The following is a 15932-nucleotide window of genomic DNA, read 5'->3' on the forward strand; positions in this document are numbered from 1 at the left end:
CGCGAAAATGTTAAATAGCGCGAGGGCTTCCACGAAGATCGCGTGCATGTCGTGTAACGCAGGTCTTCTCTTGCGCCAATCCAGAACCCGTTGAACAAGAACGATGAAACGGCTCACTCGTATCAACGGCCTCGGCGCGCGCCGATGAGCCGCCATTCAGCCTCGATGGCCGCGACGCCGCGTGCGATGAGCGCGAAGCGTGCGGCCGCGATCTGGCTCGTGCTCGCGCTGATCGCGCTGGCCGTGCTGATGGCGTCGCTCGCGCTCGGCAGCGTTCCGCTTGCGCCGATGCGCGTGCTGGCCGCGCTCGTGCCGTCCCATCCATTGTCTGGCCCGTCGGGTGCGTCACTCGTCTCCGCCGATCTGACCGGCGAGATTGTCCGCTCCCTGCGTTTGCCGCGCGCGGTGGCGGGTTTCGCGTGCGGTGCGTTGCTGGCGCTCGCCGGCGCGCTTCTGCAAGTGCTGTTGCGCAATCCGCTGGCCGAACCCTATGTATTAGGCGTTTCTGGGGGCGCGGCAACGTTTGCGCTCGTCGCGATGATCGCCGGATGCGCATGGTGGATCGTCGATGCCAGCGCGTTCGCGGGGGCCTTCGTCTCGATCCTCATCGTGCTCGGTCTCGCACGCCGCGAGTTGTGGCGCGGCGAACCGCAGGACACCTCGCCACGTTTGCTACTCACCGGCGCGGTGATCGCGGCGGGTTGGGGCGCGCTGATTACCTTGCTGCTCAACCTCGCGCCCGACAACCGTCTGCGCGGCATGCTGTTCTGGCTGACCGGCGACCTCAACGGCGGCGCCATGCCCTGGACGGCGCTGGCCGCGCTCGTCGTCGTGCTCGTGGCGATCGTGCCGGCCGCGCCGCGGCTGAACGTGCTGCTGCGCGGCGACGCCGCGGCGCAGGCGCTCGGCGTCGCCGTGATGCCGCTGCGGCTGCGCGTGTATCTGGTGGCTTCGCTGGCGGCTGCGGCTGCGGTGACCACGGCGGGCACTATCGGTTTCGTCGGACTGGTGGTGCCGCATATGCTGCGTCTCGCGTTCGGCAACGACCAGCGCATGCTATTGCCGGCTGCCGCGCTCGGCGGTGGCGTCGCCGTAATGGGCGCGGACCTGATCGCCCGCACCGTGATCGCGCCGGCGCAATTGCCGGTGGGCGTGATCACGTCGATCATCGGTGTGCCGGTGTTTCTCTGGATGCTGCTGCGCAAACGCCGATGACCTCGACCCGTGAGTCCGACCATAGCCCACTTAGTGTGCAACGTCTCACGTTGCGCATGGGTGCACGCACGCTGCTCGATAGCTTCACGCATACCTTCTACGCCGGCGAGATCTGGTGCGTCGCCGGACCGAACGGCGCGGGCAAGACGACGCTGTTGTCCACGCTCGCGGGTCTGTTGCCAGCGTCCGCGGGACATGTCGAACTGGATGGCAAGCGGCTATCCGACTGGCCGTCGCTGCAGTTGGCCCGGCGCCGCGCGCTGATGCCGCAAAGCGCGCCCGACGCATTTAGCGCAAGCGTCCTCGATATCGTGATGCTGAATCGCTTTCCGCATCTCACGGGCTGGGGCTGGGAGCGCGAGGCCGATCGCGACGCCGCGCACACTGCGCTGGACCTGTTGGGCCTCGGCGCCTTCGCCGCGCGCGACGTGCTCTCGCTCTCGGGCGGTGAGCGTCAGCGTGTGGCACTGGCTGCGGTGCTGTGTCAGCAAGCGCCGTTGCTGCTGCTCGACGAACCTTTATCGCATCTCGATCTGCATCATCAGATCGAGTGCCTCGACGCACTCGCCGCATGGACGCGCGAGCCTCGGCGTACAGTGGTGTTTTCGTGCCACGACCTGAATCTGGCGCGCCGCTTCGCGACCCACGCATTGCTGCTCGACGGCGAGGGTGGCGCGTATGCGGGCCCGGTGCGCGACGTGCTAACCCCCACGCTGACGAGTCGTGCGTTCGGTTACCCGTTGATCCTGATTCGCGAGGGTGAGCATGAGGCGTTGATTCCCGCGCCGCGTGCGCGTCATCCATCGCCTGCCGGCCATGACATGCCGGCAAACTGATCACCTTAGACAAAACACCTTCTTTCAGAAACGCTTATGACCTCTTTGACACGTGTGCCGGGACTGCCCGAAGTCGCACCGCTCGATCAAACGCTGCGGGCCGAGTTGCAGCACATCATCGATACCAAAACCAAGCCGCCGGGCAGTCTCGGCCGGCTCGAATCGATCGCGCGTCAGATGGGTCTGATCCAGCGCAGCACGCACCCTACGGTGCAGCGTCCGGCGATGATCGTGTTCGCCGGCGATCACGGCATCGCTGAAGAGGGCGTCAGTCCTTATCCGCAAGCCGTGACCGCGCAGATGGTCGCGAACTTCCTTGCGGGCGGCGCGGCGATCAATGCACTGAGCCGGGTCGCGGGCATCGAACTCGAAGTGGTCAACGCCGGCATCGCGACGCCGTTGCCGTCGACCCAAGGGCTCGTCGACATTCCGGTTGCGGCCGGAACGCGTAATTTCGCGCGCGAACCGGCAATGACCCGCGACCAGGCGCTCGCCGCGATGCTGGCCGGTGCGACGCGCGTGCGGCATCACGCGGCGCTCGGCACCAATGTGATCGGCTTCGGCGAAATGGGCATTGCGAATACGTCGGCGGCGGCCTGTTTGATGAGCCGTCTGTGCGGCGTGCCGATCGACGAATGCGTCGGACGAGGCACGGGTCTCGACAATGCGGGGCTGGCGAAGAAACGTAACGTGCTGGCCTCGGCGCTTGCGCATCACGCCGATTCGTCGGACCCGCTCGACGTGCTCGCCACCTTCGGCGGCTTCGAAATCGCGATGATGACCGGCGCCTATCTCGCGGCGGCCGAAGCGCGCATGACGATTCTGGTCGACGGCTTCATTGCCAGTTCGGCGCTGCTGGTTGCCGACGCGCTCGCGCCCACGGTGCGCGAGTACTGCGTGTTCGCGCATGCATCGAACGAAGCGGGGCATCGACGCATGCTCGACTATTTCGGCGCGCAGCCCCTGCTCTCGCTCGACATGCGTCTGGGCGAAGGCACCGGCGCCGCGCTCGCGGTGCCGTTGTTGCGAGCGGCGGTGGCTTTCGTCAACGAAATGGCGAGCTTCGAATCGGCCGGCGTCGCCGATCGCGACGCGTGATCGTCATACGTAACGTGGCCGTCTTCGCCCTATGAATCCGCTCGCGGAACTGCGCTATTTCTTTACCGCGCTTGGCTACTTCACGCGTGTGCCCGTGCCGCGCTGGGTCGGCTACGAGCCGCATTACCTGAATGCGGCGGCGCGCTACTTTCCGCTCGTTGGCGTATTGATCGGCGGATCGAGCGCGCTCGTGTACCTCGCCGCGTTGCACGTGTTTCCGGCGGGTGTGGCGGTGCTGCTGTCGATGGCCGTGTCGCTGCTCGTCACGGGCGCTTTTCATGAAGACGGTCTCGCCGACTGTGTCGATGCGTTCGGTGGCGCCTATACCCGCGAAGACGTTTTGCGGATCATGCATGATTCACGCATCGGCGCATTCGGCGCCATCGCGCTGGTGGTGGCGCTGGCCCTGAAATGGCAAACGCTCGCCGCTTTGCCGCCGTTGCGCGCGGCAAGTCTGATGATTGCCGCGCATGCCGCGAGCCGTACCTGGGCGATCAGCTATCTGGTCACGCTCGACTATGTGCGCGCCGAAGGCAAAGCGAAACCGGTGGCTCAACGGTTGAGTCTCACGGCGATGCTGTGCGCCGCGCTCTTCGGTTTGCCCTGGCTGCTCTGGCCGAACGGAGTCGCGCTCGCGGACTGGCGTTTCGCTGGATCGACGCTTGCTCTGCTTATCGTGCTGCGTTTCGCGCTGGGCCGCTATTTCGTCAGACGCATTGGCGGTTACACCGGCGATTGCCTTGGCTTCGCGCAGCAGATTTTCGAGTTGAGCATCTATCTGATGGGGCTCGCATGGATATCGTCCTGATTCGTCATCCCGCCGTCGCGCTCGATCCGGGCGTCTGCTACGGCCATAGCGACGTGGCACTTGCCGAGGACGCCGAGATTTCCTCGAACGCGCTCGCCGTGAAGCTCGCCACCTTGCAGGTGCCCGCGCCACGCGTGCTGATGTCGAGTCCGCTGAAGCGTTGTGCGGCGCTTGCCACCGAAATGGCGAACAGTTTCGGCTGCGCGCTCAGTCACGACGATCGCCTGAAGGAAATGAATTTCGGCGATTGGGAAGCGCAGCGCTGGGATGAAATCGATCGCGCGTTGCTGGACGACTGGGCCGCCAACTTCGAACATGCGCGTGCGCATGGCGGTGAGAGCGTGGCGCAATTCGTTACGCGCGTGCGGGCCTGGTTCGATGCATTCGCGCAGACGCGCGAGTTGTCGCCGGCTTATGTGGTCACGCATGCGGGTGTGATGCGGGTGATCGCGTCGCTGGTGCTGGAGGTGCCGCTGGATCGTTGTCTGCGCTGGTCGCTCGATATGACCGGGATCGTCTGGCTGCGTCGCGATGACGAAGCGCAGCAGTGGTCGCTGGTGCGCTGGAACGCGTGATCGCGGCGTGATTACTGCGCGCCTGGTTTTCTGTGCGAGCGGGCGAGTTCCAGGTCTTCGCACAGTTGTTTCGCGCCCTGTGCAATGCGGGGCGCCGGGCGGTCGATCAGATCGCCGTCGATGGCAAAGAGGTTGTTGTTCGCCACGGCCGTGAGACTCGGCCATGCACGCCATGTCCCCAGTTGCGGCAACTGCGTGTCCGATTTCGTGGCGCCGGGCGCGGCCGTGACGATGGCCTCCGGGTTCGCCGCGAGCACGGCTTCGGTCGAGACCGTCGGCACGAGCGGCTGAAGGTTGGCGAACACGTTGCGGCCGCCGCATAGCGTGATGACGTCGCTGATCATATGTTCGCCGTTGAGTGTCATCAACGGTCGATCCCACACCTGATAGAACACGCTGACGGACTGGCGGCTTGCATACCGCGCGCGCAACGCCGCGATGTCCTGGCGATACGATGCCGCCGCGGCATCGGCGGTGTTCGACGTGCCGAGCAGTTGGCCGAGTTTCGTGAGTGACACGGCCACGTCGTCGAGATGATGCGGCTCGCTGAAAAAGAGCGGGATGTGCAGTTCGCGCAGACGATCGAGTTGCCGCTGCGCATTGCCATGCCGCCACACGACGATCAGATCGGGTTTCAATGCGACGATGCGTTCGAGGTCGAGCGACCTGTTATCGCCGACGCGCGGCAACTGCTTCGCTTCAGGGGGATAGTCGCTGTACGACACGGCGCCGACCATTTTGGCGCCGCCGCCCGCCGCGTACAGTAATTCGGTGACGTGCGGCGCGAGGCTGATCACGCGTTGCGCGGGGGCGGCCAGCGTGACGGTGGCGCCGCTATCGTCGGTGACGGTGATCGCGGCGTGCGCGTGCAATGCGGCGGCGCAGAGTGTGGCGGCGAAAACGAAGTGAGTGGTGCGGGTGGTCGGCATCAGAATGGGTGTTTTTCTATCGACGCTCACGCAGCTGTTCGATGGCGCCAGGCGACTCACGCAAGCTCGTCTCGAAGCGAGTCCATTCCGCTTCGGTTCCCGGCAAGCCGAAACGCACGCTACCCGTCGATGTAAACAGCCGCGTCCACACGCCACATTGAGCCAACGCTTCATGCAATGCGGCGGCGCGCGCGTCGTCGGTCCACGCGAAGAGGGGCGTGCTGCGTGTGTCGAAGCCCTGCGCGTGCAACAGCGCGATGAGTCGCGCGCGCTCGGTGTCGAGTTGCGTAAGCATGTGTGCTTGCCACGCGTCATCGGCGAAGGCGGCTTTGACTGCGTGGCGTGCAGGTCCGCTCACCGTCCATGCGCCGAGCTGGCGTCGCAACTGGGCGAGCAACCCGGGCGTGCCGAGCACGAACCCCGCGCGTACACCGGCGAGCCCGAAGAACTTGCCTGGCGAGCGCAGCACGATCAAACCGTCGCGATGCGTACTCGCCGCAAGCGACGCCGACGGCATCGTGTCGGCGAAGGCTTCGTCGACCAGCAGCGTGCCGCCGCGCGCGCTCAATTGCGCGTGCCAATGCAGCAGCTTCGCTGCACTCAAATGCGCGGCAGTCGGATTGTTCGGATTGACGATCACCACGTGCGTCAGGGCATCGGGCAAAGTTTCCAGCGCGATATCCAGTGACGACACTTCGTGACCGGCCCGCTCGAAGGCGGGTGCGTATTCGCTGTACGTCAGCGGGGCAATGCCGACTTTTGCGCGCGGCAACAATGAGGGCAGCGCCCGGATCGCCGCCTGACTCCCCGCGACCGGCAGCACGTGTGCCGCATCTGGCGCGCCGTAGTAACGGGCGGCGCAGGCGGCGAAGTCATCGGCGTCGTCGGGCAGACGGCGCCAGGCATCGGCGGGAATGGGCGGCACCGGATAGCCGTGCGGATTGATGCCGGTCGAGAGATCGAGCCACTGCGCGTAGGGAATGCCGTAGCGCTCGGCCGCTTCGTGCAGATTGCCGCCGTGAACAATCGCGGTGCCGGCGGTATCGACGCTCGTCCGCTCAAGCATTGAAGGGCACACTCAGCAAAGCCAGTACGATCAGCACCGCGAGCCATAACACGATAGTGCGTTCGACCAACGCCAACGCCGCTGTCACATGAGCCGCTTTGGCGGGATGACCGAAGCCGAGCATCGGCCGATGTTCTAGTATGCCGTTGTAAACCGCTGGCCCGCCGATCAGCACATTCAGACTGCCCGCACCCGATGCCATCACCGGCCCGGCATTCGGGCTGTCCCAGCGTGGCGCCTGCTCGCGCCAGCAGCGCCACGCGGTGCGTGTGTCGCCGAGCACCGCATAGCTTGCGGCGGTCAGACGGGCGGGAATCCAGTTAAGCACGTCGTCGAAACGCGCGGCGGCCCAGCCGAAACGCAAATAACGCTGCGTCCGATAGCCCCACATCGCGTCGAGCGTATTGGCGAGACGAAACCCGAGCGCGCCTGGTCCGCCTGCAATGGCGAACCAGAACAGCGCGCCGAAAATCGCGTCGTTGCCGTTTTCGAGCGCCGACTCGACCGCGGCGCGAGAGAGCGCGCCTTCGTCGGCATTGGCGGTTTCGCGCGAGACGATCCGCGCGGTCAGCAACCGCGCTTGCGGCAGATCGCGTTGCGCCAGCGCTTGGGCGATCGGTGCGATGTGATCGTTCAGGCTGCGCGCACCGAGCGCGAACCACAACAACGCGACATGCACTGCGCAAGCCGCGTAAAACGGCAGCACGGCGACCAGGCACCAGGCGATCAACACCGGCGGCGCGACCGCGAGCGCCCACGCCAGCATGCCCTTGAGACGCAAACGCCGGCCGGTGTTGTAGCGTTTTTCGAGGCGCATCGCCCAATTGCCGAAGCCGATCAGCGGATGCGCGGTGCGCGGCTCGCCGAGCCAGCGGTCGACGGCCACGCCCGCGGTGGCGAGCGTCACGACGAGCGGCAGCGAAAGCATCACGCGGCTCCTGCTGTCTTGAGCGCGAGCGGCAAGCCCGCGACCATCATCGTGGCCTGGGTGCTCAAGGCGGCGATGCGTTGATTGAGCCGTCCGAGTTCGTCGACGTAAAGCCGTGTGGCCGCGCCGAGCGGCACGACGCCCAAACCGATTTCGTTGCTGACCACGATGAGCTTGCTATGGGCGTCGACGAAGGCGGCTTCGAGTGCGGTGACCTGAGCGTGATATCGATCGAGCGACACGGCTTCGCCTTCGGCGGGGCACAGCAGGTTGGCGAGCCACAGCGTCAGGCAATCGATCAGGATGCAATGGCCCGGCGCATCGACCTGAGCGACTGCGCCTGCGAGATCGACGCCCGCTTCGTGCAATGCCCAATGCGCGGGACGCCGTTCGCGATGATGTGCGATCCGCGCGCTGAATTCGACGTCGTCGCTGACGCGCGCGGTGGCGATATACGTGACGGGGAGGGTGCTGCTGTCGGCCAATCGTTCGGCGTGCACGCTCTTGCCCGAACGGGCGCCGCCGAGAACGAAGGTGAGGTCGCGTGGGGTCATCGCGTGATTGTACCGGCGTAGCGGCGTGCAGCGCGGCCCGGCGCGATGGGATAATGCCGCGCCGTCAGTGCTTTTTCGCACGATTGCCTGATCGTATGTCCACCGCCGAGCCCGAGATTCCGTGACCCTCACTTCGACATCGCATGACGTTGTACCCGTGCCGCGCGGCACGCTGATGATTCAGGGCACCACGTCCGACGCCGGCAAGAGCACGCTCGTCGCCGGTTTGTGCCGGCTAGCGCGCCGCGCGGGCGTGCGGGTCGCGCCGTTCAAGCCGCAGAACATGGCGCTCAATAGCGCAGTGACGGTGGACGGTGGCGAGATCGGACGCGCCCAGGCTTTGCAGGCGCTGGCCGCGGGGATCGCCGCGCACACCGATCTGAACCCGGTGCTGCTGAAGCCGACTAGCGACCGCGGTGCCCAGGTGATCATCCACGGCAAGGCGCGGATGAATCTCGACGCGCGTGCATATCACGACTACAAACCGGTCGCGTTCGAAGCGGTGCTGGAATCGTATGCGCGCCTGCAGGCGGCGTACGACACGATTTTTGTCGAAGGCGCGGGCAGTCCGGCCGAGATCAATCTGCGCGATCGGGATATCGCCAATATGGGTTTCGCGGAAGCGGTCGATTGCCCGGTCGTGCTGGTGGCCGATATCGATCGTGGCGGCGTGTTCGCGCATTTGACCGGGACGCTCGCCTGTCTGTCGGAGAGCGAGCAGGCGAGGGTGCGCGGCTTCATCATCAACCGTTTTCGTGGCGATGTGAGCTTGCTGCAGCCCGGCCTGGACTGGCTCGAAGCGAAGACCGGCAAGCCGGTGCTCGGCGTGGTGCCGTACCTGCACGGCCTGACGCTCGACGCCGAAGACATGCTGCCGCCCGAACTGCGCGCGAAGCACAGCGGAACGGCGCAACGCATGTTGCGCGTGGTCGTGCCGGTGCTGCCGCATATCAGCAATCACACCGATTTCGACGCGCTGCGTGCGCATCCCCAAGTCGATTTTCACTACGTGCGTAGCGGTACACCGTTGCCGCCGGCCGATCTGATCATCTTGCCAGGCTCGAAAAACGTGCCGGGCGATCTGGCCTTTCTGCGCAAACAGGGCTGGGATGCGGTGCTGGAGAAACATTTGCGCTACGGCGGACGGGTGATCGGCCTATGCGGCGGCATGCAGATGCTGGGGCGGGAAGTCGCCGATCCGCATGGCGTGGAAGGCGCGCCGGGGATATCGGCAGGCTTGGGCTGGCTCGACTACTCGACGGTGCTCACGCGCGAGAAGACGCTCAAAAACGTCACCGGACGGCTCGCGCTGCCTGGTTCGCCCGACGTCGCCGGCTACGAGATTCACATGGGAGAGACCCAGGGTCCGGCGCTCGATTCTCCCGCGCTCCAGTTGAGCGACGCCGGCGCGGCACGTCCCGACGGCGCCATTTCCGCCGATGGACAGATTCTCGCCACCTACGTCCACGGACTCTTCGACACGCCGGCCGCGTGCTCGGCGTTGCTCACGTGGGCGGGGCTCAGCGAAGCGGAGGCAATCGACTATCCGGCGCTGCGTGAAGCCTCGCTGGAACGGCTCGCCGACACGCTTGCCGAGCACCTCGATCTGGCGAAGCTGTTCTCCGCGATGGGCTGATCGCGGCCATCTATCTGGCAAGACGATTAATTCCTGGCAAGAATTAATCAAAGCTCCCAGCGTGGGTTTTCACGCCATATGGTTCGAATAGAGTTCTGACATCGACGGCCGGTCGCCGGCTGTCCCTCTCATCAAACGGACTCGTCATGAACGCGAGGCCGCCCGATACAGGCTCAATACAAGACGATCTGCGTGCATCGAAACAACGCGATGGTTTTCCCGTTCGGGTCCGTCACCGTCGCGTCCCACACCTGCGTGCTGCGCCCCAGATGCACGCCCTTGGCGACCGCGCGGATCGTGCCTTCGGTGGCGGTCCCGAGAAAGTTGCTTTTCAGCTCGACGGTTGTGAAATTGCGCGCCGTTTCCGGCAGATGCGCGAGGCACGCGTAGCCGCAAGCCGTATCGGCGAGTCCGATCACGGTCGCCGCATGCAAAAAACCGTTCGGCGCGAGTAATTCTTCGCGCACGGTCAATTCGGCGCTCAGCACGCCTTCTTCCAACGACAGAACCTGCACGCCCAGCAAGCCCGGCAGCTTGCCCTGCTGGCGTTCGTGGAGGCGTTCGATGGTGTATTCCGGGCGCAGTTTGCTCATGGGATTCGGGTCCTCGGTGGAAAAATCGACGGTGCAGGGCGGTCAATTAGCCGTTCGGGGGCTTCGACCCCGCTGCGATTTGTCGATATTATCAACGGCTGGATCGGCGGGCGTAGCTGAACTCGGCATCAATCGGCGCGCGTCGGCATAAGTCTGAGTAACAGCGCGGCAAACCGGCTGGCGTCGACCAGCCTTCTTTCCGGGAGAATTCATGACGGTGATCGTGGTGGCGAATCCGAAGGGCGGCGTGGGCAAGAGCACGCTGTCGACCAATCTGGCCGGCTATTTCGCCGCGTCGGGCGAATGGGTGGCGCTGGCGGATCTGGACAAACAGCAGTCCGCGCACGCGTGGCTGGCGTTGCGGCCCGACACGCTGCCGGCCATCGAAACCTGGGAGGTCAACCCCGATACGCCGGTCAAGCCGCCCAAGGGTCTGGAACACGCCGTCATCGACACGCCCGCCGGCTTGCACGGCAATCGCCTGAATATCGCGCTGGATCTGGCCGACAAGGTGATCGTGCCGTTGCAGCCGTCGATGTTCGATATTCTTGCCACCCAGGAATTCCTCGAGCGCCTCGCCAAGGAAAAGGCGGTCCGCAAAGGCGCGATCGAGGTCGGCGTGGTCGGCATGCGCGTCGATGCGCGCACGCGCTCGGCGGAACAACTGCATCGGTTTGTCGAGGGATTGAAGCTGCCGGTACTGGGATTTTTGCGTGATACGCAGAACTACGTGCAGCTGGCGGCTCACGGCCTGACCTTGTGGGACGTCGCGAAAAGCCGGGTGGAGAAGGATCTGGAGCAGTGGCAGCCGATCATCGCGTGGACGAATGGGGCAGGGAAGAAAGGGTGAAGCAGACGTGAAGCAGGGTTAAGGCAGGCTTGAGGCGAGATTGAAACGGCAGCAGGCGGTGTGACCGCCCGCTGCAGGGCGGACGCGCCCGTTCAGGTCCAGTTTTGCTTCGGCACGTGATCGCGGCTGCCCTTGATCTTGTTGGTGTCGTCGACGAACACCAGATCGGGCTTCCAGCCCGCCTTCAGTTCGGCTTCGTCCACCACCGCGAACGCCGCGATGATCACCAGATCGCCCAACTGCGCGCGCCGCGCCGCCGAGCCGTTCAGCGAAATCATGCCGCTGCCGCGTTCGCCCTTGATCGCGTACGTCGAAAAACGCTCGCCATTGTTGATGTTCCAGATGTCGATCCGCTCGTTTTCGACGATGTTCGCCGCTTCCAGCAAGTCTTCGTCGATTGCGCACGAGCCTTCGTAATGCAGCTCGCAGTGCGTAACCGCGACACGGTGAATTTTCGACTTCAGCATATTGCGTTGCATAACCAATCCTTTGATGCTTCTTATGCGTATTTACGCGTTCTAAGACGGCTTCAGATTTCGAGGTTGTCGATCAGACGAGTCGCGCCGAGCTTGGCGGCGGCCAGCACCACCAGTTCCGCGTTCGCGTCTTGCGGGCCCGGCGGCAGCAGATTCGAGCGCTTGCGCACCGCGATGTAGTCGGGCTGCCAGCCGCGTGCGGCCAGCGTTGCCATCGCCGCCTGCTCGATCCTCGCGTAGTCGCGCTCGCCAGACAGCACGGCGTCACGCACGCGATTCAGTTCGGCGGCCAGCACCGGCGCTTCGGCACGCTCGGCGGCCTGCAGATAGCGGTTGCGCGAGCTGAGCGCGAGGCCGTCGGCGTCGCGCACGGTTTCGGCGGCGATGATGTCGGTCGGCAGCGCGAACTGATTGCACATGCGGCGCACGATCATCAACTGCTGATAATCCTTCTTGCCGAACACCGCGACGCGCGGCTGCACGCACGACATCAGCTTCATCACGACGGTACACACGCCCTGAAAGAAGCCCGGCCGGAATTCGCCTTCGAGGATGTCGCCCAGATCGTGCGGCGGATGCACGCGATACTCCTGCGGCTCCGGATACAGATCTTTTTCCGTCGGCGCAAACAGCACGTAGACGTTTTCCTTCTGCAGCTTCTCGATATCCGCTTCCATCGAACGCGGATATTTGTCGAAATCTTCGTTCGGGCCGAACTGCAGGCGATTGACGAAAATGCTCGCCACCACCGGATCGCCGTGCTGACGCGCCAGACGCATCAGCGACAGATGGCCCTCGTGCAGGTTGCCCATGGTCGGCACAAAGGCCGTGCGATTCTGGCCGCGCAACTGGTCGCGCAATTCATGGATCGAGCTGATGACTTTCATGATCGGACAGGGATTTCCTCGCGCGGCGCGAGACTGGATTGGCGCACGATCCTAAGGTAATGCGCGGCCCGCCGCCTCGCTGCGATTGACAGGTTCGGAGCGCGGGATTGTAGTGGATTTGTGCGACGGGCGCACCGAAACGAGGCACACGCAGCGATCGTGGTGAAGGCGGGCACCGTGGCGTGGCGGCTGGCCTGCTTCAGGCCGGCAAGTAGGCGAGGCGCACGTAAATCGGTGCGAACGGCTCGGCCTGGGTGATCTCGATGAGCGATTCGCGGCACAGTTCGAGCATGGCGATGAAGTTCACCACCACGACCGGCACGCCCTTGCTGGTGTCGAACAGGTCGGAGAACTCGACGAAGCGGGCGTTCTGCAATTGCCGCAAGATGCCGCTCATGTGTTCGCGCACCGAGAGTTCTTCGCGTGAGATCTTGTGATGCTGGACCAGCTTGGCGCGCTTGATCACGTCGGCCCAGGCGGCGCGCAGGTCTTCGCTGTCCACGTCGGGGAAACGCGGCGTGATGCTTTGCTCGATGAACACCTCGGCGCGCAGGAAGTCGCGCCCGAGTTGCGGCAGCTGGTCGATGCGCTGCGCGGCGAGCTTCATCTGCTCGTATTCGAGCAGGCGGCGCACCAGTTCCGCGCGCGGATCTTCGGCTTCTTCGCCGCTGTCGGCTTTCCTGACCGGTAGCAGCATGCGCGACTTGATCTCGATCAGCATCGCGGCCATCAGCAGATACTCTGAGGCGAGTTCCAGATTTGTCTGGCGCAATTGATCGACGTAGCCGAGGTACTGCACCGTGACATCCGCCATCGGGATGTCGAGCACGTTGAAGTTCTGCTTGCGGATCAGGTACAGCAACAGATCGAGCGGTCCTTCGAACGTTTCGAGGAACACCTCGAGCGCGTCGGGCGGGATGTACAGGTCGGTCGGCAGCTTGAAGAGCGGTTCGCCATAAAGGCGAGCGAACGCAATGCCGTCGACGGTATCCGGCGTCGAATCGGTGGCGGGCGCGGCCAGCGCGGCGTCGGCGGAAGCCGGCGGAGCGCCGTGGGCCTCGTCGGCGTGACTCACGCGCTTAGAAGTTTTGATAGTACGAGTAAGGCGTCTGCTCTACGCGCGAAGCTTTCTGGTCGGCGCGTTCATCCAGATCGATCGGCTGTTTGTCCCACAGCAGTGCGCGGCCGCGGCGTTGCTCGGCTTCGAGGCTGGGCTTCTGTTGCTTGAGCTGGTTCAGGAACTGGGTGATGTCCGATTGATACATGGCTCGACGTCCGTGGTGGGTGAAATGGCGGCTGCTCGCGGGTTTCGGCTTGAGACTGGACCTCGGTCCCGGCTCGCTTCGCAAGCGGCATCGCCGTTATTCCATAATTTTACCGCAAGCGCCGCGCTCGGTCGAAAATCGGCGCCGACAGCGAGCCGAAAGGGAGTGCCGTGCGAAGCCAATTTTCTGGAACCCGTTCCATGGGGGCGCGTCAAAGGCGGGCGCGTTGCCGTTCCGGCGGCGCGCCGCGCACCTTTTAGAGATCTCGCGGCCCTGCGCCGATGTGGTCAAATAGCGTGCTTTGGCCGCCACGGCGCGCCCGAGCAACATAATGTTTCCATCATGGCCGGAGGTCCTGTTTGGCGGGATGTGCGATCGACAAGCCGCGACTGCGGCGCGACCAGGCCAGTTTCCGGCGCGGCCATCTGGCGGCCGTGCGACGCTGGCTACGCGCGTGGCTGGCGTTCGGCATCGTCATGCTCATGCTGGCGAGCGGCGGCGCGCACGCCGCGCGCACCGCGCGTACGCCGGCCAGCTACAAGGTCGACATCGAAGCCACGCCGCGCTCGTTGCGCAAGCTGCTCGAGGCGCATCTGGATATCGCGCGCTTCGCCAAACGGCCTGACATCAGCGACGACCAGTTCGACTTCCTGATCACCGCCACGCCTCAGCAGGTGCGCGATCTGGCCGCCACGCAAGGCTATTTCTCGCCGGTCGTGCGCACCGACGTGCGCACCATCGACAACGCCAAACGGGTCACCGTCAGCGTCGATGCCGGGCCGCAAACTACTATCTCGTCGATTTCGCTGTCGTTTCGCGGTCCGGTGCTGACTGAAGACCCGGCGCAGGAAAACGCCGCGCGCTTTGCGTTTTCTCTGCACGAGGGCGACCCGTTCTCGCAGGGCGACTGGGACGACGCCAAGAATGCGGCGCTCAAAGCCTTGCAGTCGCGCCGTTATCTCGGCGCGAAGATCTATCACTCGGAAGCGCGGGTCGACCCGCGCACCCATGAGGCGAAACTAACGGTCACTTACGACAGCGGACCGACCTTCACCATGGGCAAGCTCGACGTCTCGGGCACGCGGCGCTATCCCGAGCAGATCGTCGACAACGTCAATCCGGTGTCGGAGGGCGATATTTACGACGTGCAACGCGTCACCGAATTGCAGCGTCAGTTGCAGAACACGCCGTACTACGCGAGCGTCGCCATCGACGTGGACAGCGACCCCGCCAAGCCGGTCAATACGCCGGTGCACGTGAAGGTGTCGGAATATCCGTACAACAGCATCCGCGGCGGCGTGGGTTATTCCACCGACAACGGGCCGCTCGTTCAAGGCTCGTATTCGTACCTCGACACCTTCGGCAAGGCCTGGCCGTTCACGATCGAAGGCCGGGTCGATCAGATCCAGCAGTACGGGCAAATCCAGCTCGCCATGCCGCCGGGGCCGCGCGCGTGGACCAACAGCGTGCTCGCGTCCTATACGACCACCGACGTGTCCGACACGCGCATCTACAGCATTCGCGGCGGCGTGCAGCGGGCGCGCACCTCGCAATTCATCGACTACAGCTATGCGCTCCTTTATTACCAGGACCGGCTGGACCAGAACGCCGGGCCGCCGACCACGAGTCGCGCGCTGGTGCCGTCCTGGTCGTGGACCCGCCGCAATACCGACGACCCGCTGTTCCCGCGTAGTGGCAACCTGATCCATCTGGAGGCGGGGTTTGCCGTGAAGGGCGTGCTGACCGACCAGACCTTCGCGCGCGGTTACGCGCGTGGCCAGCAATACCTGCCGATCGGCCGGGAAGACCTCGTGCTGATCCGCGCCGAACTCGGCGGCGTATTCACGAGCGGCAGTTCGAGCGGCATTCCGGCGTCGCTGCTGTTTCGCGCGGGCGGGTCGAATTCGGTGCGGGGCTATAGCTACCAGAGCATCGGTAATGACGTCGACGGTTCGATTCTGCCCACCAAGTATCTCGTGACAGCGGCCGCCGAGTATCAGCACTGGTTTTCGCACGACTGGGGTGCGGCGGCGTTCTTCGACATCGGCACCGCCACCGATACCTGGGGCGAGCGCGTCTTTTATCCCGGCGTCGGCGTCGGCGCGCGGTGGCGCAGCCCGGTCGGCCCGGTCAATGTCGACGTCGCCTACGGCATCCGTAACCGCAGCGTGCGGCCTTATCTCACGCTGGGCATTGCCTTCTGATGGACACCTGCT

Annotated in this window: 17 protein-coding genes; 8 read left to right on the forward strand and 9 right to left on the reverse strand. The window is 64.7% G+C overall.

Going from position 1 to position 15932, the window contains the following annotated elements; genetic code table 11:
• Positions 1-144 precede the first annotated feature (144 nt).
• The 5 genes from FQ705_RS24120 to cobC are packed head-to-tail and all read left to right on the forward strand — an operon-like array spanning position 145 to position 4532.
• Entirely contained in the window at positions 145-1215 is a 1071-nt protein-coding gene (locus tag FQ705_RS24120) for a FecCD family ABC transporter permease (RefSeq protein ID WP_144145000.1), read from the forward strand.
• Entirely contained in the window at positions 1212-2051 is an 840-nt protein-coding gene (locus FQ705_RS24125) for an ABC transporter ATP-binding protein (RefSeq protein ID WP_144145002.1), read from the forward strand. The genes FQ705_RS24120 and FQ705_RS24125 overlap by 4 nt, the downstream gene beginning before the upstream one ends.
• A gap of 36 nt (positions 2052-2087) precedes the next feature.
• Complete coding sequence (gene cobT, locus FQ705_RS24130) at positions 2088-3149, forward strand: nicotinate-nucleotide--dimethylbenzimidazole phosphoribosyltransferase (protein WP_144145004.1); 1062 nt, start codon at positions 2088-2090, stop codon at positions 3147-3149.
• Between the two features lie 31 nt (positions 3150-3180).
• Positions 3181-3957, forward strand: a complete 777-nt coding sequence (locus FQ705_RS24135) for an adenosylcobinamide-GDP ribazoletransferase (protein ID WP_144145006.1) — start codon at positions 3181-3183, stop codon at positions 3955-3957.
• The gene (gene cobC / locus FQ705_RS24140) at positions 3942-4532 is read left to right on the forward strand and encodes an alpha-ribazole phosphatase (RefSeq protein WP_144145008.1); all 591 of its coding nucleotides are present in this window, start codon (positions 3942-3944) and stop codon (positions 4530-4532) included. The genes FQ705_RS24135 and cobC overlap by 16 nt, the downstream gene beginning before the upstream one ends.
• A gap of 11 nt (positions 4533-4543) precedes the next feature.
• Here the strand turns inward: cobC and FQ705_RS24145 are convergent, their stop codons facing one another.
• From FQ705_RS24145 to cobU, 4 genes are read right to left on the reverse strand one after another with little or no spacing between them, the layout of a single operon-like run.
• The gene (locus FQ705_RS24145) at positions 4544-5461 is read right to left on the reverse strand and encodes a cobalamin-binding protein (RefSeq protein WP_144145788.1); all 918 of its coding nucleotides are present in this window, start codon (positions 5459-5461) and stop codon (positions 4544-4546) included.
• Positions 5462-5477: 16 nt separating this feature from the next.
• Positions 5478-6527, reverse strand: coding sequence for a threonine-phosphate decarboxylase CobD (gene cobD / locus FQ705_RS24150; protein ID WP_144145012.1), 1050 nt, complete (start codon positions 6525-6527; stop codon positions 5478-5480).
• Complete coding sequence (gene cbiB, locus FQ705_RS24155; protein ID WP_144145014.1) at positions 6520-7455, reverse strand: adenosylcobinamide-phosphate synthase CbiB; 936 nt, start codon at positions 7453-7455, stop codon at positions 6520-6522. The genes cobD and cbiB overlap by 8 nt, the downstream gene beginning before the upstream one ends.
• Entirely contained in the window at positions 7455-8009 is a 555-nt protein-coding gene (gene cobU, locus FQ705_RS24160) for a bifunctional adenosylcobinamide kinase/adenosylcobinamide-phosphate guanylyltransferase (RefSeq protein WP_144145016.1), read from the reverse strand. The genes cbiB and cobU overlap by 1 nt, the downstream gene beginning before the upstream one ends.
• Before the next feature lie 175 nt (positions 8010-8184).
• Between cobU and FQ705_RS24165 the strand changes: the two genes are divergently transcribed.
• Complete coding sequence (locus tag FQ705_RS24165) at positions 8185-9645, forward strand: cobyric acid synthase (protein WP_260854612.1); 1461 nt, start codon at positions 8185-8187, stop codon at positions 9643-9645.
• Between the two features lie 173 nt (positions 9646-9818).
• Here the strand turns inward: FQ705_RS24165 and FQ705_RS24170 are convergent, their stop codons facing one another.
• Positions 9819-10238, reverse strand: a complete 420-nt coding sequence (locus tag FQ705_RS24170; RefSeq protein ID WP_144145020.1) for a PaaI family thioesterase — start codon at positions 10236-10238, stop codon at positions 9819-9821.
• A 211-nt stretch (positions 10239-10449) separates the two neighbouring features.
• Between FQ705_RS24170 and FQ705_RS24175 the strand changes: the two genes are divergently transcribed.
• The gene (locus FQ705_RS24175) at positions 10450-11088 is read left to right on the forward strand and encodes a ParA family protein (protein WP_144145022.1); all 639 of its coding nucleotides are present in this window, start codon (positions 10450-10452) and stop codon (positions 11086-11088) included.
• A gap of 92 nt (positions 11089-11180) precedes the next feature.
• On the opposite strand, the gene panD is transcribed toward FQ705_RS24175, so the two are convergent.
• The 4 genes from panD to FQ705_RS24195 form a co-directional block, all read right to left on the reverse strand.
• On the reverse strand, positions 11181-11567 hold the full coding sequence (gene panD, locus FQ705_RS24180; RefSeq protein WP_144145024.1) for an aspartate 1-decarboxylase: 387 nt from the start codon (positions 11565-11567) through the stop codon (positions 11181-11183).
• 50 nt (positions 11568-11617) lie between these two features.
• Entirely contained in the window at positions 11618-12451 is an 834-nt protein-coding gene (gene panC / locus FQ705_RS24185) for a pantoate--beta-alanine ligase (protein WP_144145026.1), read from the reverse strand.
• A gap of 199 nt (positions 12452-12650) precedes the next feature.
• Positions 12651-13526, reverse strand: a complete 876-nt coding sequence (locus FQ705_RS24190; protein WP_144145028.1) for a segregation and condensation protein A — start codon at positions 13524-13526, stop codon at positions 12651-12653.
• 4 nt (positions 13527-13530) lie between these two features.
• Positions 13531-13716 (reverse strand): DUF3460 family protein, encoded by a 186-nt coding sequence (locus FQ705_RS24195; protein ID WP_144145030.1) that lies wholly within the window; start codon positions 13714-13716, stop codon positions 13531-13533.
• Between the two features lie 359 nt (positions 13717-14075).
• Here FQ705_RS24195 and FQ705_RS24200 point away from each other — a divergent pair, with 359 nt between their 5' ends.
• Entirely contained in the window at positions 14076-15920 is a 1845-nt protein-coding gene (locus FQ705_RS24200) for an autotransporter assembly complex protein TamA (RefSeq protein ID WP_144145032.1), read from the forward strand.
• Positions 15921-15932 lie beyond the last annotated feature (12 nt).

Source organism: Paraburkholderia sp. BCC1884, assembly GCF_900996225.1.
Lineage (GTDB): Bacteria > Pseudomonadota > Gammaproteobacteria > Burkholderiales > Burkholderiaceae > Paraburkholderia.